This is a genomic window from Bacillus sp. X1(2014), from assembly GCF_007678255.1.
Genome location: NZ_VEED01000021.1, coordinates 35,072 through 60,398, shown reverse-complemented (window position 1 = coordinate 60,398; position 25,327 = coordinate 35,072). Strand labels below are relative to the sequence as shown.

General features: G+C 39.5%; 18 protein-coding genes. 15 read left to right on the top strand and 3 right to left on the bottom strand.

Going from position 1 to position 25,327, the window contains the following annotated elements; genetic code table 11:
* Positions 1-67 precede the first annotated feature (67 nt).
* Positions 68-1,270: an MFS transporter gene (locus tag FS608_RS25440; protein WP_144555365.1), complete on the bottom strand. Its 1,203-nt coding sequence runs from the start codon at positions 1,268-1,270 to the stop codon at positions 68-70.
* Positions 1,271-1,441: 171 nt separating this feature from the next.
* The gene (locus FS608_RS25435) at positions 1,442-2,176 is read right to left on the bottom strand and encodes an IclR family transcriptional regulator (RefSeq protein ID WP_144555364.1); all 735 of its coding nucleotides are present in this window, start codon (positions 2,174-2,176) and stop codon (positions 1,442-1,444) included.
* A gap of 181 nt (positions 2,177-2,357) precedes the next feature.
* Between FS608_RS25435 and FS608_RS25430 the strand changes: the two genes are divergently transcribed.
* The 6 genes from FS608_RS25430 to FS608_RS25405 all read left to right on the top strand — a co-directional run bounded on the left by FS608_RS25430 (position 2,358) and on the right by FS608_RS25405 (position 9,639).
* On the top strand, positions 2,358-3,212 hold the full coding sequence (locus tag FS608_RS25430; RefSeq protein WP_186328896.1) for a dimethylarginine dimethylaminohydrolase family protein: 855 nt from the start codon (positions 2,358-2,360) through the stop codon (positions 3,210-3,212).
* Positions 3,213-3,229: 17 nt separating this feature from the next.
* A complete protein-coding gene (locus tag FS608_RS25425) occupies positions 3,230-3,991 on the top strand; it encodes a dimethylarginine dimethylaminohydrolase family protein (RefSeq protein WP_144555362.1) in 762 nt (253 codons plus the stop codon).
* A 46-nt stretch (positions 3,992-4,037) separates the two neighbouring features.
* Positions 4,038-5,444 (top strand): amino acid permease, encoded by a 1,407-nt coding sequence (locus FS608_RS25420; RefSeq protein WP_144555361.1) that lies wholly within the window; start codon positions 4,038-4,040, stop codon positions 5,442-5,444.
* A gap of 100 nt (positions 5,445-5,544) precedes the next feature.
* Positions 5,545-7,152, top strand: coding sequence for a M20/M25/M40 family metallo-hydrolase (locus FS608_RS25415; protein ID WP_144555360.1), 1,608 nt, complete (start codon positions 5,545-5,547; stop codon positions 7,150-7,152).
* A 301-nt stretch (positions 7,153-7,453) separates the two neighbouring features.
* Positions 7,454-8,851 (top strand): alkaline phosphatase, encoded by a 1,398-nt coding sequence (locus FS608_RS25410; RefSeq protein WP_260871821.1) that lies wholly within the window; start codon positions 7,454-7,456, stop codon positions 8,849-8,851.
* Positions 8,852-8,964: 113 nt separating this feature from the next.
* Positions 8,965-9,639: a DUF4352 domain-containing protein gene (locus tag FS608_RS25405; RefSeq protein ID WP_144555358.1), complete on the top strand. Its 675-nt coding sequence runs from the start codon at positions 8,965-8,967 to the stop codon at positions 9,637-9,639.
* A 73-nt stretch (positions 9,640-9,712) separates the two neighbouring features.
* Here the strand turns inward: FS608_RS25405 and FS608_RS25400 are convergent, their stop codons facing one another.
* Positions 9,713-10,555, bottom strand: a complete 843-nt coding sequence (locus FS608_RS25400) for a hypothetical protein (RefSeq protein ID WP_144555357.1) — start codon at positions 10,553-10,555, stop codon at positions 9,713-9,715.
* Between the two features lie 188 nt (positions 10,556-10,743).
* Here FS608_RS25400 and FS608_RS25395 point away from each other — a divergent pair, with 188 nt between their 5' ends.
* The 9 genes from FS608_RS25395 (at position 10,744) to FS608_RS25355 (ending at position 25,326) form a co-directional block, all read left to right on the top strand.
* The gene (locus FS608_RS25395) at positions 10,744-12,303 is read left to right on the top strand and encodes a response regulator transcription factor (RefSeq protein WP_144555356.1); all 1,560 of its coding nucleotides are present in this window, start codon (positions 10,744-10,746) and stop codon (positions 12,301-12,303) included.
* A gap of 13 nt (positions 12,304-12,316) precedes the next feature.
* Positions 12,317-14,080, top strand: coding sequence for a sensor histidine kinase (locus tag FS608_RS25390; protein ID WP_260871820.1), 1,764 nt, complete (start codon positions 12,317-12,319; stop codon positions 14,078-14,080).
* 175 nt (positions 14,081-14,255) lie between these two features.
* Complete coding sequence (locus tag FS608_RS25385; protein WP_144555354.1) at positions 14,256-15,542, top strand: ABC transporter substrate-binding protein; 1,287 nt, start codon at positions 14,256-14,258, stop codon at positions 15,540-15,542.
* Between the two features lie 218 nt (positions 15,543-15,760).
* Complete coding sequence (locus FS608_RS25380; protein WP_260871823.1) at positions 15,761-16,630, top strand: carbohydrate ABC transporter permease; 870 nt, start codon at positions 15,761-15,763, stop codon at positions 16,628-16,630.
* Positions 16,623-17,447 carry a carbohydrate ABC transporter permease gene (locus tag FS608_RS25375; protein WP_144555353.1) on the top strand — a complete coding sequence of 275 codons (825 nt, stop codon included), beginning with the start codon at positions 16,623-16,625 and terminating at the stop codon, positions 17,445-17,447. Before FS608_RS25380 ends, FS608_RS25375 begins: the two co-directional genes overlap by 8 nt.
* Positions 17,448-17,484: 37 nt before the next feature.
* Positions 17,485-20,520, top strand: a complete 3,036-nt coding sequence (gene lacZ, locus FS608_RS25370; RefSeq protein WP_144555352.1) for a beta-galactosidase, LacZ type — start codon at positions 17,485-17,487, stop codon at positions 20,518-20,520.
* A gap of 94 nt (positions 20,521-20,614) precedes the next feature.
* The gene (locus FS608_RS25365) at positions 20,615-22,858 is read left to right on the top strand and encodes an alpha-galactosidase (RefSeq protein ID WP_144555389.1); all 2,244 of its coding nucleotides are present in this window, start codon (positions 20,615-20,617) and stop codon (positions 22,856-22,858) included.
* 222 nt (positions 22,859-23,080) lie between these two features.
* Complete coding sequence (locus tag FS608_RS25360; RefSeq protein ID WP_144555351.1) at positions 23,081-24,352, top strand: ABC transporter substrate-binding protein; 1,272 nt, start codon at positions 23,081-23,083, stop codon at positions 24,350-24,352.
* A gap of 83 nt (positions 24,353-24,435) precedes the next feature.
* Positions 24,436-25,326, top strand: coding sequence for a carbohydrate ABC transporter permease (locus FS608_RS25355; RefSeq protein ID WP_144555350.1), 891 nt, complete (start codon positions 24,436-24,438; stop codon positions 25,324-25,326).
* Position 25,327: the final 1 nt, after the last annotated feature.

Below are 25,327 nucleotides of genomic sequence, written 5' to 3'. Positions count from 1 at the left end.
CTCTTGAGAAGGACATTTCATTATGAAGCAGGCACCATCCAATCTATTGGAGGGTGCCTGTTTGCTGTTAGGTGCTTTGTTTAATTGAACGGGTTTGGAGGTATTTATGTCTGATATAAAAAATTGCGGTCATGATAATCGATATTCCTCCAAATAGGACGCACATGAACTGAAGGCCGATTAGGTCTAAAAGGAAGCCGCTAATGAGCAGGACAATCTGATAGGTGACACGGTCTAGCATGTTTCTAAACGAAAAAAAGCGGCCGTGGAACTCTTTTGGTACCTTCGTTTGAAAAATGGTCGCAGCTGTCGGGAAAAAACAGCCGACAGAGAATCCGAATATGGCAAAAGCCACGATAGTTAATACCGGTACATCAGCTAAATAAAGAAGCAGCTGGGAACCCCCAATTAAAAACGAACAGGCGAATAAGATAATGTAGGGGGACGTCCGGTTACTGATCAACTTAATGAGAAAAGCGCCAATCATAAAAGAGATTCCCTCAGTTGTATATATCCAGCCTTTTATCGCTGAACTGTCTTGGAGTTCACTAATGTTAATAACCACAAGGTTAAACCCACCAAGAAAGAGCACCGGGACGAGAGTCATGATAAGTGTCATCAAGACAATCGGCAAACCTTTAATAATTGGAAAAACGTCTTTAAAACTTGTTTTTTCAGTTGGACTATTTTTTGCAATCTGAAGAGTTTTGGATTCATCGATATCTATGAAAAAGGTGAGGATAAATAATCCAATATAAGCCACCAAAGAACCAACATAAAGCATTGATAAAGGCAGGATAACCAACAAAATCCCGGCCACCGCTGTTCCGACAATGCGAGACAGGGTTGAGACATTCATATGAATACCGTTTAATTGAAGCAAATCCTTTTCAGACACAATCAACGGAAGCGCTGCTTGAAGTGCTGGAAAATAAAACGCTGCAGAAATCTGCAGCAATACGAGGAACACGACCATCCACCAAATCGAACCTGTTGCAATCGCAATTAACATGAAGACAACACTGATAGCCCTTACAAATCCAGCCAGAAGCATAACGGTTTTCTTACTTACTTGGTCTGTAAGTCTGCCAGCATAGGGGCCAAACGCAATCCCAGCAAGCAAACCTGCAGCAAGAAGAAGCGATTTTAGAAAGTCTGATGGGAGCTTCTCTTGCATAAATTCCAAATTACCAATAACACCGAGCCACAACCCAAGACCCGCAATAAATTCCCCTGTTAACAAAATCCAAACATTCTTATTCCTCAACATACAAAGTTTCCCTCAATCCTCTATTCAAATCGTACTATCTGAAAATATAATACTATTCAAAATAGTAACAGATAAAGGTGTCAGGCACCACCCGCAGACAAATGTCCACAGGTGGTGCCTGACACCCTCGTTTGACACCGTCGCTGATACATTCGCTATTTAAAGCGGAACCTATTTAAATCGAAGTTTGTTGGAAATTTTCCTTCCGTATTCAATGACTCTTTCGATTAGGAAGTTTTTTCGTTCTATTGTTATATTGAAATTGACATATCCAATGCTAATTGCGCCAATTAGTTCATTTAATTGGTTAAAAATAGGCGCAGCTACGGATGATGTGCCTTCAGTTCTCTCCCCGTGGCTCTCCCCATAGCCCACTTTCATTATTTGATTTAATGCAGTTAAAAAAGTATCTCTATCTTCTGCAGCTACTAATTCATTTACGATTTTCTTCCTTTCACTTGGGGGCATATGGGCTAACATGACTCTATTTGCTGCTCCAATGTTTAGTGGAATGCGTAATCCTAATTGATCATAAATGCGGATCGGATTTTGCTGGCAGTCAATTCTTTCAACGATTAATGATTCTAGGCCAATTGGTTTACTAAAATAAATACTCTCTTCTACCTCAAGCATTAATTTTTCCATCTCGGGCCGAATTAATCCTACAAAATCAAAGGTATCATACATCTGTAATCCATATTCTAGCCAGGTGTTTCCCATTGAATAATGTTTTAGATTTGGATCCTGTTGTATAAGTCCATGTTCTTTCATTGATTGTAATAGACGATGCATTGTGCTTACAGGAAGGTTACACTCCTTAGATAAATCAGTAATTGAAAACCATTTCTTTGTTTCATTTCCAACAAGAACTTTGATCACCTGCATGGCTCGATCGATAGTTTGCATATCTCCAGCTCCTATTTAAATTAAGTATCTAAAAAAATAATGAGAACAATTATTCAGTAAATTCAAAATATAATTGACATGAAATTATTACTACTATAATATCATATTATAAGTTTTCCTGTCAGGGGAAACGAATTCCACTATGCGGAAAAAGAAAGGAGGATCTACTTTGGCATCATCTATGTATAAAAAACTCAACACAGTTATTGTTAAACACCCAAAAGAAGCATTTATTAGTCAAGAACATTTAAAAAAGGAATGGAAGAAATTCAACTATATTCATGAACCTGATTTTTCAAAAGCAGAGCATGAATTTGAACAGTTTCTTTCTATTATCAAACAGCATGTCAATCATATTGAATATTTACCCGCGTCAGAACTTGTAGGATTAGATTCTCTCTATGCCCATGACCCTGTTAAATTTACGAAAAAGGGCGCCATTATTTTAAAATCAGGGAAAAAATTACGACAGCCTGAAGCCGAAGTGTACAAACAATTTTTAATAGAAAAGGACATTCCTATTTTAGGTGAACTTACTGGTGAAGCATTAGCTGACGGGGGAGATCTTGTTTGGCTGGATGATCGCACATTATTAATTGGCCGTGGCTATCGAACGAATGATGAAGCGATCCGCCAAATCAAGGAAATAACTAAAGGTTTAGTGGACGAATGTATCGTTGTCCAGCTTCCGCATGACCAAGGGGAGGACGAATGTCTACATCTTATGTCTTTTATTAGTATCGTAGATGAAAACCTAGCTGTTGTTTACTCGAGATTAATGCCAGTCTTCTTAAGACAAATTTTAATTAAGCGAGGCTTTGAGCTAATTGAAGTTCCGGACGAAGAGTATCATCAACTAGGCTGTAATGTCCTTGCCTTGGCGCCGAGAATTTGTATGATAGTTTCTGGAAGCCCTTACACTAAGCGAAAATTAATGGATGCGGGGGCAACCGTCTATGAATATGAAGGAAATGAAATCTCTTATTTAGGAACAGGTGGTCCGACATGTCTCACCTGCCCTGTTATCCGCACATAATTGAAGGAGGAAAAAATATGTTTAAAAATACAATTGTCAAAACACCCGGGGAGAGCTATATCCATGGCTTAACAACTTCTGATCTAGGAAGTCCTATTTTAGAAAAGGCACTCGAGCAGCATAAAGCTTACATTGATGCACTAAAAACCTGTGGGGTAGAAGTAACCGTCCTGCCTAGTCATACGGATTTCCCAGACTCCACCTTTGTAGAAGACACGGCAGTGCTGACGCCTAAGTTTGCGGTTATTTCAAACCCAGGTGCCCCTTCACGTAACGGGGAAATTATCGAGATGGAGTCGACAATAAAGTCCCACTATGAAAACATCTATTATATCAAGTCACCAGGAACCCTTGACGGCGGCGATATTTTACAAATTGAAAATCATTTTTATTTAGGACTTTCTGAAAGAACAAATTTGGAAGGGGCTGAACAATTAAAGCAAATTCTTGAATTGGAACATTACCAAGCAACTATTGTTCAACTGGAAAAGTTTTTCCACCTTAAAACTGGTATTTCTTATCTTGGAAATCAAACAGTTGTTGTCGCAGGCGAATTTATTGATCATCCAGTTTTTAATTCCTATACGAAAATTATCGTTCCACCCGAAGAGGAGTATGCAGCGAATTGTATTCGCGTAAATGACTATGTCATCATTCCAGCAGGTTTTCCTCAAACAAAGCAAAAAATGAACGAGGCAGGTTTTCAGACGATTGAGCTCGACATGTCTGAATTTCGTAAGTTAGATGGCGGCTTAAGCTGTTTGTCACTACGTTTTTAAGGAACGTTGGATTGGAGACTGCTAATAGACAAGGGGTGTGTGGGAGATGGTTGAACGAGAGGGTCAGCAGAATCAATTAAATCGATCAATGAAACGTCGTCATTTGTTTATGCTTTCGTTAGGCGGAGTCATTGGAACAGGGTTGTTTTTAAACGCTGGTTATACTATTAATCAGGCCGGAGCTGGCGGTGCATTAATAGGTTATTTATTTGGTGGGATCATTTTATACTTGGTCATGGTGTGCCTAGGGGAACTGGCTGTCCACATGCCTGTAACAGGCTCATTTCAAACATATGCAAGTAAATTTATTAGTCCTTCAGCTGGATTTTCGTTAGGCTGGATGTATTTCGTTGGTTCAGCCACTACGGCTGGGGTTGAATTTACTGCAGCAGGAATCCTAATGAAACGGTGGTTTCCTGATGTTTCAGTCTGGATATGGTGTGCTGTTTTCATCGCCCTGTTATTTGTCCTTAACGCTCTTACAACCAGGGGATTCGCAGAGGCGGAATATTGGTTTGCAGGTATTAAAGTGGTTGCTGTTATTTTCTTTATTATTATTGGTTTCGCTGCTATTTTTGGAATCATTCCATTGGCTGACCGTCCTGCACCATTTTTAGAAAACTTAGCACCATCAGGATTGTTCCCTGCGGGTTTTGTCATCCTTTTTGTTACAATGATGAATGTTATCTTTTCCTATCAGGGGTCTGAACTGATTGGAATTGCTGCTGGAGAAAGCGAGGAGCCGGAAAAGAACATTCCGCGAGCCATTCGAAACGTCCTTTTTAGAATTATCGTCTTTTATCTAGCTTCTATTGTTATATTATCGGCCATCTTCCCATCTAAGGAACTGGGACTATTGGAAAGTCCATTCGTAACCCTTATGGATATGGCGGGTATTCCTTTCGCACCAGATATTATGAATTTTGTTATTCTGACAGCGATATTATCGGTCGGAAACTCATGTATTTACGCGTCGACCCGTTTACTATGGGCAATGGCACAAGATGGAATGGCTCCAAAATGGTTTGGAAAGCTATCAAAACGCAAGGTTCCATTTGCTGCACTAGTATTTACGATGATTTTTTCTCTATTATCCTTGCTAACTAGCGTCATTGCAGCCGACACTGTGTTTGTATTGTTAATGTCGATTGCCGGCATTTCTGTTACGATTTCGTGGATTGGTATTGCCCTCTCGCAGTTGTTGTTTCGGAAGAAATACCTGCAAGCTGGTGGAAAAATAGAGGATTTACAATATAAAGTCCCATTCTATCCTTTAATACCAATTATTTGTATCGTATTCTGCGTTTCGATCTTAATATTCTTGGCCTTTGATCCGACCCAATTAGTCGGTTTACTAGTAGGTTTAGGATTTTTAGCCGTATGCTATATTTCCTATTATTTTAAGAACAAAAAGGACAAATTGAGCACAAATAACGATGTGAACTATCGATAGAGTGTCAGGCACCATTCGTGAACAATTGGTTGTATTTGTCCATCCCCGATGGACAGTTTCGAATCACCATTTTGTAAATTAATTAAAGGAGTAATGGGTAATGAATCAGCTAAGTTGGGGGACACCAGAGGCACTTCGTAAGCTTTTGTGCGAAGTGGTGAGCTGGAGAAGCATGACATTAACAGAGGGTGAACGTAATTTTCCTTCAAAGGTAGAAGCGAAACTGCAAGGCTTGGACTATTTTCAGGACAATCCTACTCAATTGCTTCTTCACGATGCCGATCAGGGCAGGCGGTTTTTAACTGCTTTATATAAACATCCTGCAGCGAAAGAAACCATCGTTCTCATTAGTCATTTTGATACAGTGAATACGGAGGAATATGGAGATCTAGAGGTTTTTGCTTATCAGCCAGAAGTGTTAACCAACATGCTCCATGAAAGATTGGATGGACTGCCAGAAGATGTGGTTCAGGACCTGAAATCAGGAGAATATTTATTCGGCAGAGGTACGATGGATATGAAAATGGGACTTGTAATGCATATGGGATTAATCGAAAAGGCAACTGTCGAACAATGGCCGATTAATCTTCTCTTGTTAACCGTGCCAGATGAGGAAGTAAATTCAGCGGGTATGCGTGCTGCTGTCCCGAAATTATTAGAACTAAAGGAAAAGCATGATCTCACCTATAAGCTTTTCTTGAATGGAGAACCGGTATTTTCACAAGAACCGGGTGATGAAAATTATTATGTGTATTCAGGTTCCATCGGAAAAATTATGCCATCTGCGCTTTTTTATGGGAAAGAGACTCATGTTGGTGAACCACTCAGTGGAATCACCGCGCCATATATCGCATCGTTTTTGACACAGAGGATGGAGTGGAATTTGAGCCTCCAAGAAACGGTGATGGGAGAAACAACCCCACTTCCGGTCACACTACAACAAAAGGATTTAAAACTCGAATACTCTGTTCAAACACCATACCGCTCATCCGCCTTATATAATGTGTTTTTAATGGAGCGGAATGCGGAAGAGATTATGGATATCTTTGAAAAAGTTGCATCCAATGCTGCTAGAGCTTGCAATAAAGCCTACATAGAAGTCTGCAAAGAGCAGTCCGTCGACCCTGTTGGTGAAGTCCGTGTATTACGCTATGAAGCTTTACTTAAGCATGCGATTAATAAATTTGGGACGGATTTTATCGAAGGAATCAAAGCCACCATTCATGCAAATTCAGAATGGGATGACCGTGAGAAATCTATCCGAATTACCGATGCTTTAATGATTCGATGCCAGGAACTAGCACCGGCGATGGTTTTACTATTTGCTCCACCTTATTATCCAGCAGTAAATTCATCAAATGATAAACTCATTTCACAATGTGTGAAATATGTGAAAGAGCAAGGTCTAGCAAAATTTGAGTTGCCTATTCAGCAAGTCCACTATTTTAATGGAATAAGCGACTTAAGCTATGTTAATTATCAGGACGATGGGGAAGGATGGACCGTTTTCAAATCAAATACACCGGTATGGGACACAAGCTACAGTATCCCATTCGATGCGATGCAAGAACTCCAGGCCCCTGTTTTAAATGTCGGTCCACTCGGAAAAGACGCCCACAAACGAACGGAGCGTCTTCATATGAAAAGCGCATTTGAAGAAGTTCCAGCTCTTGTCGAAGGTATGATAAAAATGATGATTAATGTATAAAGAAAAAACTGATTCGAATCATCGAATCAGTTTTTTCTTTATCTAGAGAGTCTACTCGAACTTAAATGTTCAATTTTTGTTAAGAAAATATAAAGAAAAATAGGCCTTTTTCAGGAGTGGGCGGTCCGAGAAGATGATGGAAGGATAAGGCTTTTTATACAAGTGCCATATACTCTCGTACGAAATTCCTATCTATTAACAATGTAAAAAGTTATTCGTCTTTACAATGGTTTACATTCACTTAATAACCCCCCTCTATAATGAGAGTCGTATAACAACTTTAATTGAGGGGGAAATACAATTGTTTAAGAAAAATCTGATTAAAAAGGTCCTTCCAGTCGCTGTCCTTTCTACATTGGCATTTAGCAGTCTTATCGGACCTGGAGCTGGTACTGCAAGCGCGAAATCCGAAAAAACAATTACAAACAATGCAGAAATTAAAAATGTCATTTTCCTGATTGGTGATGGAATGGGCGTTTCCTATACATCGGCCTATCGTTATTTAAAGGACGATCCCTCTACTAAAAAAGTTGAGCCAACTGAGTTTGATAAATTTTTAGTTGGACAACAGACTACATATCCGGAGGACACGAAGCAAAACGTAACAGACTCAGCATCTGCAGCAACGGCAATGGCTGCGGGTGTCAAAACCTACAATGCTGCCATCGCCGTTGACAATGACAAATCCGAAGTGAAAACTGTCCTTGAAGCTGCAAAAGAGCAGGGGAAATCCACAGGGCTAGTTGCTACTTCAGAGATTACACATGCAACCCCGGCATCCTTCGGTTCTCATGATGTAAACCGTAATAACATGAATGCCATCGCTGATGATTATTACAATGAGATGGTTAACGGAAAACACAAAATTGATGTCCTTTTGGGAGGCGGCTCCGATTTATTTATCCGTCAAGATCGTAACCTTACAAATGAATTCAAAACGGACGGATACAGTTATGTTTCAACCCTTCAAGAATTGAAAAAAGACAAAAATGACCAGGTTCTTGGTCTATTTGCAAAACGCGGTATGCCTAAAATGATTGACCGGGGTTCAGAGATGCCTTCCCTTGCAGACATGACGACTTCTGCGATTGAGCGCTTAAATCAAAATAAAAAAGGATTCTTTCTAATGGTGGAAGGAAGTCAAATCGACTGGGCCGGCCATGATAATGATATTGTTGGTGCAATGAGTGAAATGGAAGATTTCGAAAAAGCATTCAAAGCAGCCATTGACTTTGCTAAAAAGGATAAACATACACTGGTAGTAGCCACAGCTGACCATTCAACTGGCGGCTACTCAATCGGTGCCCGCGGGGAGTATAACTGGTTTAGTGCCCCTATCAATGCTGCACAGCGTACGCCGGATTATATGGCGGAGCAGATTGCAAACGGTGCAGGTGTGAAAGAAACGTTGAATAAATATATCAATCTTACTTTAACAGATAAAGAGATTCAGTCCGTTGAAGATGCAGCTGCTGCGAAGAAAGTAGTGGATATTGATAACGCGATTGAACAAATTATTGATACCCGTTCATTTACTGGATGGACGACTGGAGGACACACGGGTGAAGATGTAAATGTATATGCATTCGGCCCAGCCAGCGAACGTTTTGCCGGGCAAATCGATAATACAGACAATGCTAAAATCATCTTTGATCTGCTTGAAAAAGGCAGCAGAAAAACAGTCATTGAAGACAAGTAAGGCAAGTTTCTCACGATAAAGTGTATGAGGAATTGGCAAGAGTTATCCCGTTGCGCTTTTAGCAACGGGATAACTTGCTAAAAAGACGTTTTAATTTGATAGGAGGAATCGATGTGAAACAGGCAATGATAATTATTATATTTTTTTTCCTATTGACTGGCTGTTCATTTGTTTCAACTCAGACGACTCATGAGGATTCTGATACCAAATCATCAGAGAACACTTCTACAACACCCAAAAAGATCTCTACAGATGATCATGATGCTTATTATAATAGCCCTCAGGTTACCGATGATTCATCTTTACAAAAACAAGGCCAGTCTGTCACGGATGAAAAAGGAGAGGCTACTTTAAAAACAATGAAACAAATTAATAAGGTCTATCATTTTGGAGATATCGAGTACACCATCAAAGAAATGAAACTGCTGCACTACCGGCCAGATTATAGCTTAATTGACTATTTCCACCCGCTAACGGAGGAAGAGGAATTTGATTTCATCAAAATAAGTGTTGATATTAAAAACCACTCCAAAGAGAAGCGGAGTTTCGCCCCAGTAGCCCTATTTGAAACGAATACGGGAGTGAAAATGGATTGGAAACAGGATATGTATCTTGAACATTTAAATGGGGAGCTCCAAGGAGGCCAAATAAAGCGAGGAAGTCTCGGTTTCATCGTCGACCAAACAAAGGGTAAAGATATTGAATGGATAAAAATCTTAACAAGTGACGTATTTAATGATCAACAAGAAAAACTAGAAGAGGCACAAAAAATTCAATTACATTTTTAAGGAGAATGAAAAGGTGTCAGGCACCACTCGTGGACAAATGTCCATGAGCGGTGCCTGACACCCTATTAACACCCTATATTCCTTTCGCAATACATTTGCTCATTGATTCAGTAAACCATAGGGCGATAATAGATAAAATAATATAATACCACGGGTCCCACCAGACTAGGCTGTGCAGTATTTCTATTCTGCTAAGAAAGATGTTGACCGCAAACATGCACAGAGGTGTGACCACATATTTTAACCACCTTGGAAATAAGGGGAATTTCGTAATCCCTACATAGAAGAGACTGGCACATAAATAAAAAATTGCCCCAAAAGCAGTCGTATCTTTGGACTGATTAGTCCACCAGCCTAAATGATAATATCTGTTGGTGAAAAGCATAATCGGGAGAATGTGGAAAGACCCGGTAAAGGTGCCAACAATCAAAAATAAAATGAAGGAATGGAGTTTTCCTTTTATGGGGAAATCCATTTTTTTGAGTAAAAATTTAGCTGAAAGAAAATAAAAGGGTAGTCCAAGTGATGTGTAGCCTATCTTCCACCAATGATGCGAATAAATATGAAGTTCGAGAAATAACCACTCAATCCCCGCAAATAGCCCGATAAAAGATACAATCCAAAGCCAGCTTTTACGGAAGAGGGCAATGAAAGTTGCAGACACTGGCAAAGCCAAGGCATTGGATGCAATTGCCCCCATATTGCTATCATATATTCGATCATGCTTGAGGATTTTCGGATAATATTGATAACTACCTAAAAGATTATAAATAACTGCCTCAATCATATACCCCAAACCGACCATTGCTAAAAATAGCAGGAGACTCCTTCTTACCCCTTTTTTATAACATACATAAATCAACAGAACTATACTTAAAAATCCTAATCCGAGATAGCATAATGAATTAAGATTCACTTATACACACCCCTTCTTAAAAAATAGTATCTAAAACAATCTGGAAGATTATTCATTTCATTTGCGATTCATGGAATGTTGGCCGCAAGCCCTGGTTGGAACAATTTTTGAAAAAGTATTTGATAGGGTTATAGTATAATTAATATATAAAATTCTAATTGTACAGGTCATCTTCTGGGGGGATCACATTGACAGTCGGGGAACTATGCCGAACACTTATTGTAGACGATGAAATGTTAATCAGACAAGGGATTAAGCACTATATTAATTGGGAACAAGAGGGGTTTATGATTGTTGGCGAGGCTTCGAACGGCCAAGAAGCACTTGAATTAATTGAAGCGACCGACCCGCATATTATCATTACAGATATCGTGATGCCCATCATGGATGGGGAGGAATTAACAAGAATTGTGAAGGAAAGATATCCTCATAAAGAAATCATTATTTTAAGCAGTTTTGGAGAATTTGATTATGTTCGTTCCACATTTCAAAGCGGTGTGGTTGATTATATATTAAAGCCTAAGCTTAATGCAGAAGGCCTTTTAAAAGCACTGAAAACAGCCGCAAGCCGAATTCCTGCCTTTCAGAAGATGGATCAAAAATTAACAGGAAATCTCCCAATGGGGCAGATTATCGATAAGCTCATTTCAGGATATGAAGTAAATTATGATCCTGATATAGTATCTCAGGCTTTTCCGTATAGCCACTTTTGTTTAATCGGCTTAGATTTGAGAAACCACCACCAATCCAGAAAAAATGCAGAATTTCAAACAAGAATCCAGGGGGAAATCGAGGAGGCATTTCAGAATAGCTTAAGCCAAGTTGTTCACGAGCCCATACGTGTGAAAGAAAATATCATCGGATACTTAATGAATGTGAATATGGACAATTTTCCCGAGGTCATTAAATTAGCCCGCCAGTTTGCACAGGCCAGTCCGGGAATCAGTCTTGCATTGTCGAATACGTTTACAGATCTTTCATTAGTAGGGAACATGTACAAGGAAAGTCTTATAAAATTATTAGATTATCACTTTTATTTTTCGAATCAACCATTGTTAATGGAGCAGGATCTCCCTAACCCGCCTTCCAAACCTGAAAAATTTAATTTGGATTGGTTTACCGAGGAATTAAAGCGAAAACATTTTGACTCAGCTTTTCAGTATTTACAAGAACATATCCAGGTCATGTCTTCTTGTTATACGATGGATGTCTTTGAATATAAAGCTTTCTTTGGCAACATTATTTTCAACATCACCATTCTCCTAAGTAATATGAAATATGATGTAACAGAATTGGACAATGCGAAGTATTCCTATTTTAGATCGATTGATGAAGCGCCTTCAGCAAAGGCTACAGTTGAATTAATGGATCATTTTATCGAAGAAGCGAAAAAATGCATCTTTTCTGTGCAAAGCGAGCCGGAAGATTTAAATATGAAAAAATTAATGGAGTATATTGGAGACCATTATGCTGAGCCGCTTACCCTAACTGGCGTGGCAAAGCATTTTCATTTTAATCCATCTTACCTTTCCAACTATTTTTCAACCCATAATAAGGAAGGATTCATTGAATATCTAAATAGAATCCGAATTGAAGAAGCGACGAAATTGCTTATAGAGGGGACGGAATCGATCTCTGAAATTAGTGGAATGGTTGGTTACTCCGATCATAGTTATTTCTGTAAAGTTTTTAAGAAAATCAAGGGATTGTCTCCAAGCCAATACAAAAGAAAGCAAAAACTAAGATAAGAGATGGTGAATTATGAGATTTATTCCCGAACGTTTTAAACATAACGGATTATTTATCGTTATGTTTTTCATTACGGTTTTAATGATTATTACAGTGTCGATCACGATTACATGGACAACGATTCGGATGTCGGAGCAATTTTTTATTAAAAAGTTTAGCGTGACTAACTCAAAAGTAATGAGTCAGGTAAAGGAGAGCTTCGAATCCTTTAACTATTCAGTCGTTCTTGCATCGAACAATCTCCTTCAAAGCACTACGATTAAAAGGATTCTTAAGTCGGAGCAATTCAGCAATAAAGAGAAACTAAGTGCCTATTTTAATACGGGTCAACAGTTAAAGCGGATCGAAACTAATTTAGATGCCTATGAGGAAAGCATTTTTGTTATGGGACGAAACGGGTTCAGCTTTGCAACGGATCGTACGTACTGGCCAATTACAGAAGAAGAGTTAAGGACTAGTGCCCTTACTAGTAATACGTTTAAGCAGCCGAAGAAACTGATATACCAATTGGACAAGCGAAATGATGGAACGAATCGCCAGTTCATTGTCGCATCAAAGGTGCTAATGGAACGAATCAACGGTACGGTTTATGGTTCAATGTTTTTTGCGTTTGATGAACGTGAATTTAGAAAATTCTTCACAAGCTACACAGGCCCTGGAAATAATGTGTTTGTTGTAGATAAGCAGGGGGTCATTGTTTCTAGTAATCAGTCAAAGCTCATTGGACAAGCACCAAAGGGCTTACTTAGCTATGCAGCTAAAATTGAAAAGAGTTCAGACCGTTATATTATCGATACCTTTATGGGAAAGGATCAAATTATCTCGATGGAGTATCTTCCATCTTTTGATATGTACTTGTTTAATATCATTGACAAGCAAAGAGCAGTCGGAGACCTAATTGATAAAACAGATATTGTGCTGATCTCCATGGGAATCGTCTTTGTGGCACTTATCATTGTCTTGCTCGCCACAAGGAGATTGACCAATTCATTATCAAGTCTGGTGAAGCAGATTGAAGATGCCTCAAAACATGAATTCCACCAATATGTTTCTGCAAGCGGTACCTATGAAACCATGAAAATTGGCAATGCCTTTAATTCCATGCTTGATGAACTTCATTTGTATGTCGACCAGCTGGTGGAATCCCAAAAGCAGAAGCGTAATGCAGAATTAGCAGCATTGCAGCAGCAAATCAATCCACATTTTTTGTACAATACACTTACTTCTATAAAGTTCATGGTGCAGCAAGGTAGTAAAGAAGAAACCGAAGCAACTATTAATGCGTTGATCTCCTTGCTTCAAAATACTATTGGCAATGTCAGTGAGACGAACACGATTGGCCAAGAAGTGGATAATTTAAAAAACTACGTCCTTATAAACCAAAAACGGTACGGGAATCGGATTAAGGTGAACTATTTTATCGCGCCAGATTGTATAGAGTACCATGTACCAAAGCTGATTTTACAGCCCTTTATGGAAAATTCATTCTTCCACGGCTTCAACCATAAGCCGGGCGGGTACATCAATGTTCTTGTTTGGAAGGAGGAACATACATTAATCTGTGAAGTTGTTGATAATGGAGATGGTATGGAGGTCTCTTCTGAACATAAACTCCCAAATACAAAGCGGAAACAACAAATGTTTTCCGGAATTGGCGTCCGGAATGTTCATGAGCGGATTCAGCTGATTTACGGGGAACCGTTTGGCGTTACGATTACCAGTGAGTTAGGTGAAGGGACGAAGGTTCGACTAGAGCTTCCGATTTCAATAAAGTAAAAATAGTCATAATATCTAAAAATAGTCCAAATGAATCCTTTGGAAGCGTGTTCATGTTACAAAGATATTACCATCCAATAAAAATATCGTCCTAACGAAAAGGTTCGAACAGGTGATAACATAATATGTGTAGGTTAGATAACGCTTACAATAATAGAATGTTGGGGGAATATCAATGAAAAAAGTACTAGCACTCTTTTTAGTTAGTATATTGATGCTAACTGCCTGTTCCTCGGGATCAAAAAATGAGACTTCCGACAAAGGCAAAGAAACAAATGAAGTAACCGTTTGGGCATGGGACCCAAATTTCAACATTAAAGCGATGAATATAGCAAAAGATGCTTATAAGACTGAGAACCCAGATGTAAACATTAAAGTAGTAGAACACGCACAAGATGACATTATTCAAAAGCTTAATACCAGCTTAAGTTCTGGGACAACAAAAGGACTGCCGAATATTGTCTTGATTGAAGACTATCGTGCGCAAAGCTTCCTTAAAGCGTATCCAGATATGTTCCATGAGTTAACAGGTTCATTTAATGCGGACGATTTCGCACAGTATAAAATTGCTCCTACTAGCTTGGACGGCAAAAACTACGGCCTTCCATTCGATACTGGTGTTACAGGATTATACGTAAGAACTGACTATTTAGAAAAAGCGGGATACAAAGTTGCAGACTTACAAAACATGGACTGGAATAAGTACATTGAAGTAGGTAAAAAGGTTAAAGAAGCAACTGGTAAAGCAATGCTTACTCAGGATCCAAAAGACCTTGGTCTTATTCGTATGATGATTCAAACGAGCGGTGCTTGGTACTTAAAGAACGACGGCGTTACACCTGACTTAGCAGGCAACGCTGCTTTAAAGGAAGCATTCCAAACATATAAAGCTATTTTAGACGCAGATTTAGTAAAACCTGTCTCTGACTGGGGTCAATTCGTAGCAGGATTCAACAGCGGCGACGTTGCAACTGTTCCAACTGGTAACTGGATTACTCCATCAATCAAGGCAGAAGCATCACAAGCAGGCAAATGGGCGGTTCTTCCAATGCCAAAACAATCTGGAATTGCAAATTCAGTGAACGCTTCTAACTTAGGCGGAAGCTCTTGGTACGTGTTAAACATCGATGGTAAAGAAAAAGCTGCGGACTTCTTAGGGAAAACATTTGGTTCTAATGCTGATTTTTATCAGACTTTGAATAAAGAAATGGGAGCGATTGGGACTTATAAGCCTGCTGCAGAAGGAGAAGCTTATAAAGCTGCAGATGATTTCTTCGGTGGACAAAAAGTCGTTTCTGACTTTGCTGCTTGGACAGAGAAAATTCCTCAAGTTAACTATGGTATGCACACATATGCAATTGAAGACATTTTAGCGGTTGGCATGCAGGATTACCTAAAAGGTAAAGATTTAGATAAAGTATTAGAAGATGCCCAAAAGCAAGCAGAAGAACAAATTAAATAACAAAACAAGCTAGAAAGTAACAAATCTTAGATTTAAAGAGATTTTGCCTTAGAAATTCGCCGGCTCTGCCATTCTTGTATTGGAGCTAACTGATGTATCAGGCGACTTTCTGAGGCGTTTTCTTTTCTTGAACTTACTACGTAAGGAGTTGACTAAAATTGATATCAGCGAAAGAAAGCCACACTCAAGCCCTTCCAAAATCAAATTCCGGTCGCAAAATTCGGCTGAAAAATAATATCATTGGCTGGTCCTTTGTTATTATCGCTGCCGTAATGATCTTTTTATTTTACTTCTACCCAATGATTCAGGCTCTTATTTTATCTTTTCAAACAGGAGTTGGTGCAAATCTAACCTTTACAGGTATCGATAATTATACGCGGTTATTTAAAGACCCAACATTCCTAACCACGGTAAAAAATACAGTCATTTATCTAATCATTCAAGTACCGGTTATGATCTTACTGGCTTTATTTCTTTCTGTTCTACTTAATAATAAAACGTTAAAGTTTAAGGGCTTTTTCCGAACAGCCATCTTCTTACCGTGCGTAACCTCATTAGTTGCCTATTCCGTCATCTTCAAATATTTGTTTGGTCAAGATGGAATAATTAATATGATGTTAATGAAGATTGCACTCATTTCGGAACCGATTCAATGGCTTACCGATCCTTTTTGGGCGAAAATTGCCATCATTGTGGCGATCACTTGGCGATGGACAGGTTACAACATGATCTTCTATCTATCTGCTCTTCAAAACGTCGATGAGTCAATCTATGAAGCAGCTAGAATTGATGGGGCTTCTCCAGTTCAACAATTTTTCAAAATAACGATCCCAATGTTGAAGCCGATTATTCTATTTACATCAATTACTTCAACAATTGGTACACTACAGTTATTTGACGAGGTCATGAATATTACCAAGGGAGGACCGGGTAATGCGACAATGACCATTTCTCAGTATATCTATAATTTATCGTTTAAATATACCCCGGACTTTGGGTATGCAGCTACTGTCTCATATGCAATCGTAATTATGATTGTCATCTTTTCGATCATTCAGTTTAAAGCGGCAGGTGATAATAATGAGTAAGCTAAAAAATACATTCAGCTATACAGTCCTAATCATCGCAGCAATTGTCTCAGTGTTTCCATTTTTATGGATGATTGTAAGCTCGACAAACAAGTCTGTTGACGTAACGCAAGGAAGGATGCTTCCTGGCAGTCACTTTATGGAGAACCTTCGCAATCTGCTGGACACCGTTGATCTTGTGCCTGCATTAATAAATTCAACTAAAATCTCAGTATTAACAACCATCCTTGCAATGCTTATTGCGTCTTTGGCGGGATATGGATTTGAAATTTATAAAAGTAAATCGAAGGATTTTGTGTTTAATATTTTGCTAGTTTCGATGATGATTCCTTTTGCGGCTTTGATGGTACCGCTCTTTAGAATGTTTGCTTCTATCTCACAATCCTTCTCGATCATTGGGATTGATACAATCGCAGCAGTCATTTTACCGACGGTTACAACCGCCTACCTGATCTTTTTCTTTAGACAAAGCACAAAAATGTTTCCGAAGGAAATTCTTGAAGCTGGAAGAATTGATGGTCTATCGGAATTAGGATGTTTCTTTAAGATTTATGTTCCTACAATGAAAACTACTTATGCAGCCGCGGCTATCATAACCTTTATGGCTAGCTGGAACAGTTATTTATGGCCGCTGGTTGTATTGCAGTCAACTGAAAACCAGACGATTCCCCTATTAATTTCAAACTTAGGTTCAAGCTATTCCCCTGATTTTGGAATGATTATGACGGCAATTGTAATTGCTACCTTGCCAGCAGCTCTTATCTTCTTCATCATGCAAAAGCATTTCGTTGCCGGTATGATGGGATCTGTTAAGTAAAAGAATTTTGGAAATATGTAAAGAAAGAGTGATCATGATGACAACAATTCCAAAACTAGATTGGCTTACCGATGTGAATGTGTTTGCCGTTAATCGATTACCGGCTCATTCAGACCATTTTTATTATGAGACAATCGAGGAAGCTAAAAACGCTGCTCCCATGGCTTTGCGCCATGACTTAAACGGAAACTGGAAATTTAGCTATAGCGTTAATCCGGACAATCGTCCGGAGAATTTTTACCAGGTGGACTTTAATTGCTCTGGCTGGGGAGACATCACTGTACCAGGGCATATCCAGCTTCAGGGTTACGGAAAACCACAATATGTGAATACCATGTACCCATGGGATGGCCTTAATGAGATTCGTCCGCCAGAAATTCCACAAGACCATAATCCGGTGGGTAGTTATGTGAAGATGTTTACTGTACCAGAAAACATGAACGATAAGCCGGTGTACATTTCTTTTCAGGGAGTAGAATCGGCGTTTTATGTGTGGCTAAACGGGAAGTTTGTCGGCTATAGTGAGGACTCCTTCACGCCAGCTGAGTTTGAGCTTACCCCATTTTTAACAGAAGGTGAAAATAAATTAGCGGTCGAGGTTTACCAGCGAAGCACAGGAAGCTGGCTGGAAGATCAAGATTTCTGGCGCTTTTCAGGAATATTTCGTGATGTCTATCTCTATACCGTACCAGAGATTCATGTCTATGATGCTGATATTCGTGCAGAACTGAATGATGCTTTTACGCAAGGTACGCTTAAAGTAGACCTCAAGCTATTGTCTGATAACTCTTCACCTTCAAAAATTGTAACAGAGTTGTACGATAGAGAAGGCAGTTTAGTATCTACCCGTACGATTGACACTGGTGACGGAAAATGGTCAGCAGCAATGGACGTTGAGAGTCCAAAATTATGGAGCGCAGAAAGACCGAATTTATACAAGCTTTATATACAAGTTTATAACGAAAAAGGCAGTTTGGTAGAAGTGATTCCGCAAAAAGTGGGCTTCCGTAGATTTGAACTTATCGATAAAATTATGCACCTTAACGGTGAACGGATTGTATTCAAAGGTGTGAATCGTCATGAATTTAATTGCCGGACTGGCCGTGCGATTACGAAGGAAGACATGCTCTGGGATATTAAAACGTTAAAACAGCACAACATAAATGCTGTCCGGACATCGCACTACCCGAATCAGAGCTATTGGTACGATTTATGTGATGAATATGGTGTATATGTCATTGATGAAATGAATCTGGAAACGCACGGTTCATGGCAGAAGATGGGAGCAGTCGAGCCGTCCTGGAACATTCCCGGGAATAAGCCGGAATGGGAGAATATTGTAATGGATCGGGCTGTCTCCATGGTTGAACGGGATAAAAATCACCCGTCCATCCTGATATGGTCGTGCGGGAATGAATCCTATGCAGGTGAGGTCATTCTTAACGTGTCTAAATATTTCAAGCGAGTGGACCCAAGCCGCTTGGTTCATTATGAAGGTGTATTTCATGCCCGCGAATATAATGATACCAGTGATATGGAAAGCCGCATGTATGCAAAGCCGGCGGATATTGAGGAGTACTTGAATGCAAATCCCCAGAAGCCATACATTAGCTGTGAGTATATGCATGCCATGGGAAATTCACTTGGCGGGATGTACAAATATACAGATTTAGAGAAGAAGTATCCAATGTATCAAGGCGGTTTTATTTGGGATTACATTGACCAGTCGCTTATCAAAAAGGATCGCTATGGAAATGAATTTCTTGCCACCGGCGGTGACTTTGACGACCGTCCAACCGATTACGGCTTCAGTACAAATGGTATCGTTTATTCCAATCGAGAACTTTCACCTAAGATGCAGGAAGTCAAATATCTATATCAAAACTTTAAGCTAAACCCAGATCAGACCGGGGTATCGATTATTAATGACAGCCTTTTCGCTGATCTAAATGACTATGAGTTGGAATACGCCCTATATCTTGAGGGCAAGGAATTGTATCGAAACAAGCTAGATGTTAATGTAGGACCTCAAAGTTCAGGAAGAGCTGAATTTAAGCTGCCTGCTGATATCACGAGTGCTTCGGGGGAGTACTGTATTCAAACCTCGTTGATCTTAAAGGAAAACACACTCTGGGCTGAAGCTGGTTATGAGATTGCGTTTGGACAATTTGTGTTTCAGGTAAAGGCGGAAGAAAAGTCTGCCGCTGTTCAGGGAGAGTTTAGAGTCGTTGAAGGCGATGTCAATATAGGTGTCCATGGCAGGGACTTTACGATCCTGTTCTCGAAACAGGCTGGCAGCCTCGTGTCTCTTAATTACGCGGGGAAAGAGATGATTGCTCTACCGCCAGCACCATTATTCTGGCGGGCAACGACGGATAATGACCGTGGCTACTCCCAAGGTTTCTATTCGGGGCTTTGGTACGCAGCCAGTCTGACCAGAAGATGTGTTGCTATTGATCTTAAAAATGACAAAGGTCAAGTGACCGTTGCCTTTACTTATAAATTATCAATAAGTGAAAAAGTGGCAGTGAAAATAAGCTATACGGTTTTTGCCGATGGTAGTGTTCGTGTGAAATCGGTGTATCATGGTGCAAATGATCTTCCGCAGATGCCGATTTTTGCCGTATCCTTTAAGGTGCCTGCAGATTATGATCAACTAGAATGGTACGCCATGGGCCCTGAAGAGAACTACTCAGACCGTGCTATGGGTGCAAGACTGGGCATCATTAAAAATCAAGTATCAGATAATTTGTCCGGATATGTGATGCCGCAAGAGTCTGGCAATCGAACTGGAGTACGTCGCGTTAGGGTAACAAATAAACAAGGACAGGGTATAAAAATATCGGCAGCGGCTGAACCATTAGAGTGCAATTTTTCGCCATATACAGCTTTTGAACTCGAGAATGCTCAACATCATTATGAGTTGCCAAATGTTCATTACACCGTTGTGACGGTTGCAGGCAAGCAAATGGGCGTTGGCGGAGACGACAGCTGGGGCGCACCGGTGCATGATGAACACCTGATTCATGCTGACAAAGACATGGAATTCGAGTTTGTGATCAATAGAATTTAATCAATATATTTAGCACTTACAAGGGAAAGAGTCTGGGTTTACAGCTCTTTCCCTTAATATTAGAAAAGAAGTCAAAATGGTGAAGGAGAAAGCGATGCTTATTCAAGTGAATCAAAAGGAAAGGCAGTTTCATTTAACAAATGGCCAAGTAAGTTATATTTTTCACGTTATGAAAAATGGGCAACTCGGCCATCTATATTACGGAAAGGCGTTACGACACAGAGACGATTTTTCCCATTTGCAAACGTATGATGTCCCGACAGGAGCAACTACGCATGTATATGCTGACGATCCAGCATTTGGATTAGAGACGTTGCGTCAAGAATTCCCTGCCTACGGAAATTCAGATTTTCGCGAACCAGCAATCAGTGTTAGTAAATCCACAGCAAGTCATATTCCAAACTTTACATATGAATCGTATCAGATTCTAGAAGGAAAACCTCGTCTTGAAGGTCTCCCAGCCACTTATACAGAGGACAATCATGATGCAAGTACACTTCAAATCCTCTTAAAAGATGAGTTCTTGCAAGCGGAATTGCAGTTAAATTATACAATTTTCCATGATAAATCTGTCATCACGAGAAGTGCTTCGTTAAGAAATGCGGGTTCTGAAGAACTGGTTATAGATCGATTCATGGGAGCATCGCTCGACCTTCCGGATAAAGATTTTGTATTCACCCATTTAGCCGGGACATGGTCACGGGAGAGGCATGTAAAGGAAAGAAGGCTCGAAACAGGCATTCAGTCTATTTCCAGCCTGCGCGGGGCCAGTTCTCACCACCATAATCCATTCTTGGCACTAAGGCGTCCTGAGGCGACGGAGCATACTGGTGAAGTATATGGCTTTAATTTTATCTATAGCAGTAATTTCTTGATACAAGTAGAAGTCGACCACTACGATATGGCAAGACTTACGGTTGGGATTCATCCATTCGGATTTAAGTGGAATTTAGAGCCGCAAGCATCATTTCAAACCCCGGAAGTGGTAATGGTGTATTCCGATAAGGGTGTAAATGGGATGAGTCATGCTTTTCATGCTTTATACCGTGAGCATTTGATTCAAAGTCAATGGAGGAAGGCCGTGCGCCCGATTCTAATTAATAACTGGGAGGCAACCTACTTTGATTTCGATGAAGAAAAACTTGTGAAGATTGCAAAATCAGCAAGTGAACTCGGAATTGAGTTGTTTGTCCTTGATGATGGCTGGTTTGGCAAACGAAATGATGATACCTCCTCACTTGGTGATTGGCACGTAGACTTAAATAAGCTTCCGAATGGTTTGGATAGTCTGGCCAAGAAAATTACCGAGACTGGGATGAAATTTGGGCTTTGGTTTGAGCCGGAAATGATCAGTCCGAATAGTGAATTATTTAACGAGCATCCAGATTGGGCAGTAGGTATCCCAGGTCAGCACTATACTTTGGGGCGTAATCAGCTGGTTTTAGATTTTTCAAGACAGGAAATCGTGGATTATTTGTATGATAAAATGTCAGCTATTATTAAACAAACAAACCTAGCCTATATTAAATGGGACATGAATCGAAACATTACCGAAGCATTTTCGAATAAACTAGCTGTTCATCAGCAAGGCGAGTTTTTCCACCGCTATATTTTAGGAGTTTATAATCTCTATGACCGATTAACAAGTGAATTCCCACATGTGTTGTTTGAATCGTGTGCGGGCGGGGGCGGACGGTTTGACCCCGGGATGTTGTATTATGCACCGCAGGCTTGGACGAGTGATGATACAGATGCGATTGAAAGACTTAAAATCCAGTATGGCACGTCCTTTGCATATCCGGTTTATAGTATGGGATCTCATGTTTCGGCTGTTCCGAATCACCAGACATTACGGTCCACACCATTACAAACAAGGGCAAACACTGCTTACTTTGGAACATTTGGATATGAATTGGACCCACTCAAAATGACCGAAGAAGAACGTAAGGAAATTAAACAGCAGGTTGCTTTTTATAAAACTCATCGAGAGTTAATTCGTGATGGTCAATTCTATCGCTTGTTGAATCCATTTTCAAATAACGAAACGGCTTGGATGGTGGTAAGCCAAGACCAGTCGGAGGCATTGGTTGGCTGGTATAAAGTATTAGCAACTCCGAATCCTAAGAAACAGCAATTGCTGCGGCTCAGTGGATTAGATGAGTCAAAAAACTACAAGGTGGCTGGCTGTGAGCGCTGCTTTTATGGTGATGAACTAATGACGGTTGGATTGCAGCTTCCCACGGAGTTTAATGGTGTCAATGGCGGGAGTTTTGAACGTGGGGGAGACTTCCAATCACATGTCTTTTATATAAGAAGTATAGAGGATAAATTAAATTAACATAATAATGAAAGATGGCCTCGGACTGTACCGGGGTCATTTTTATTTTTATACACAAAATTAAAATCTTAAAAAATATGTATTTGACAAAAAGCGCTTACAATATTATGATAATACCAGAAAGTAAATTAATTTAATTAACTAATGAGGAGCACATAATTTGTAAATATTTCCTCATCCTAGAAGTAACCAAAAATTTTTACCTAACTAAGGGGGATAAAAATGGTTAAGAAAAAGAAATGGCTTGGTATAGCTTTAACTGCTGCTATAGCACTCGGATCTTTAGCAGGATGTTCAAGTGCGAAGGACAAAGATAATTCAGAAGGCGGAAAAGGGGAAAAAATTACTTATTGGGCACCTTTCTCTGGTGCGGATGGTCCACGTATGAAGACGATTGTTGAAAACTACAATAAATCACAATCTAAGTATCAAGTTGATTTCCAAATTGTGCCGCAGTCTGACTATTATAAAACTGTTGACCTTGCCTTTTCAGGTCAAAAAAATGCTCCAGATGTATTAATCATGCATACTGATCAGCTAAAAAATTATGCAGATAAGAATTTATTAAAAGATTTAACTGATACAGTCGAAAAAGCAGGTGTTAAAGCGGAAGATTATGCTGAAACTGCTTGGAAGGCTGGCGATATTGGTGGTAAGCACTATACCATTCCTTTAGATATTCATCCATTAGTAATGTACTATAATAAAGATTTATTTAAAGCAGCTGGTTTAGATCCAGAAAAGGCGCCGACAAATCGTGAAGAGTTCTTAGCAGCTGCAAAGAAACTAACAGATTCTAGTAAGAATCAATATGGTTTTGTTGTACCAACTCTATGGCCAAACCAATTCATTTTCCCAACTCTATTATTCCAAAATGGCGGAGAATTAATGAAGGATGGTAAGCCAAACTACAATAGCCCAGAAGCTGTTGAAGCGCTAACATTCTATCGTGATTTAATTCAAAAAGAAAAGGTTTCTCCTGAAAATGTTCAACAAGATGGTGAAGTAACATTATTCTTACAAGGTAAAAACGCGATGCACCTAAATGGCCCGTGGATGATGGAGCAGTGGGATAAGGCTGGAATAAACTATGGTGTTGCTCCTGTACCACAATTAGGCACTAAACAACAAGCGGTTTATGCGAATGGACATAATTTCGTGATTCCTGCTACTGTAACAGATTCTAAAAAAATAGATGGTATTACTGATTTCTTAAAATATGTTGCTGGAAACACAATGGAGTGGGCAAAATCAGGACAAGCACCAGCTTCAAAAGCAATTTATGAACAAAGTGAAGAATTTAAAAGTATGAAGCAACAGCCGATCGTAGCTTCAGAATTTGAATATGCTAAGTTTGCTCCTGTCGTTGCCAACTGGGGTCAATTGTCTGACCCACTATGGGCTGAAGTTAACCTTGCTCTTCTAGGCAAGAAGGATCCGCAAAAAGCATTAGATGATGCGAATAAAAAGGCAGAACAAGTAATGAATAAGTAATCATTAAAGGAGGCGGACGGTAGGTTGAATACCTGTTCGTCTCTTGTTTTTCCACTAGTAGGTAATAGAAAGGAGGAAGGTAAATGAGAAATACAAGTTGGAAATCCCAATTGACTTCAAGTCTTTTTGTAATCCCTTACTTGCTGTTATTTGTTGTTTTTCTTTTAATTCCTATTGGCTATGGAGCATGGATAAGTTTGCATAACTGGGATTTATTAAACCCTGTCCATGAATTTGTAGGATTTAAGAATTATACAAAAATCTTTGACTCTAATTCATATCTTAATGAACTGTTTTTCGAGGGTCTTAAAAACACCTTCCAATTCGTTGTATATAGTGTTCCTTTATTGGTTGTAGTGGGATTAGGTTTAGCATTGTTAGTAAATGCACTGCCTGGTAAATTTAAAGGTTTTTTTCGTACGGTTTACTTTATTCCCTATTCTGTTTCTGTTTCGGTCGTAGCAATTATTTGGTTATGGATTCTTGATACAAACAGTGGATTAATTAATCAATATTTACAAAAGATGAATCTGCCATTAATTCCATGGTTAACAGACATGCCGTGGGCCTGGATTTCACTTGCTATTGCGACATTATGGTGGACGATTGGTTTTAACATGGTTATTTTTATCAATGCACTAAATGATGTTTCTGAAGAACTATATGAAGCGGGTTCTCTTGATGGCGCCAACCGCTGGCAGCGATTTGTGCATATCACGTTACCTAGTATTAAACCTACGATGCTATTTGTCGTCATTACATCAACGATTGCCTCCTTTAATATATACGGGCAGCCATATTTAATGACACGGGGAGGTCCAGGGACTTCAACAAAAGTTCTGTTAATGAATATTGTCGATGAAGCCTTTAAGCAGCGGCAATTAGGGAATGCAGCCGCCATGTCATTACTTATGGCCTTGATTATGATCGTTATCTCAATATTGCAATTCCGAATCACAAACCGAAAGGAGTAGT

Excerpts from the sequence above, each read along its gene's own strand:
- FS608_RS25365 (WP_144555389.1), top strand. The coding sequence starts at position 20,615 with ATGCTTATTCAAGTGAATCAAAAGGAAAGGCAGTTTCATTTAACAAAT.
- FS608_RS25375 (WP_144555353.1), top strand. The coding sequence starts at position 16,623 with ATGAGTAAGCTAAAAAATACATTCAGCTATACAGTCCTAATCATCGCA.
- FS608_RS25420 (WP_144555361.1), top strand. The coding sequence starts at position 4,038 with ATGGTTGAACGAGAGGGTCAGCAGAATCAATTAAATCGATCAATGAAA.
- FS608_RS25360 (WP_144555351.1), top strand. The coding sequence starts at position 23,081 with ATGGTTAAGAAAAAGAAATGGCTTGGTATAGCTTTAACTGCTGCTATA.
- FS608_RS25355 (WP_144555350.1), top strand. The coding sequence starts at position 24,436 with ATGAGAAATACAAGTTGGAAATCCCAATTGACTTCAAGTCTTTTTGTA.
- FS608_RS25430 (WP_186328896.1), top strand. The coding sequence starts at position 2,358 with ATGTATAAAAAACTCAACACAGTTATTGTTAAACACCCAAAAGAAGCA.
- lacZ (WP_144555352.1), top strand. The coding sequence starts at position 17,485 with ATGACAACAATTCCAAAACTAGATTGGCTTACCGATGTGAATGTGTTT.
- FS608_RS25425 (WP_144555362.1), top strand. The coding sequence starts at position 3,230 with ATGTTTAAAAATACAATTGTCAAAACACCCGGGGAGAGCTATATCCAT.
- FS608_RS25390 (WP_260871820.1), top strand. The coding sequence starts at position 12,317 with ATGAGATTTATTCCCGAACGTTTTAAACATAACGGATTATTTATCGTT.
- FS608_RS25435 (WP_144555364.1), bottom strand. The coding sequence starts at position 2,176 with ATGCAAACTATCGATCGAGCCATGCAGGTGATCAAAGTTCTTGTTGGA.
- FS608_RS25440 (WP_144555365.1), bottom strand. The coding sequence starts at position 1,270 with ATGTTGAGGAATAAGAATGTTTGGATTTTGTTAACAGGGGAATTTATT.
- FS608_RS25415 (WP_144555360.1), top strand. The coding sequence starts at position 5,545 with ATGAATCAGCTAAGTTGGGGGACACCAGAGGCACTTCGTAAGCTTTTG.
- FS608_RS25385 (WP_144555354.1), top strand. The coding sequence starts at position 14,256 with ATGAAAAAAGTACTAGCACTCTTTTTAGTTAGTATATTGATGCTAACT.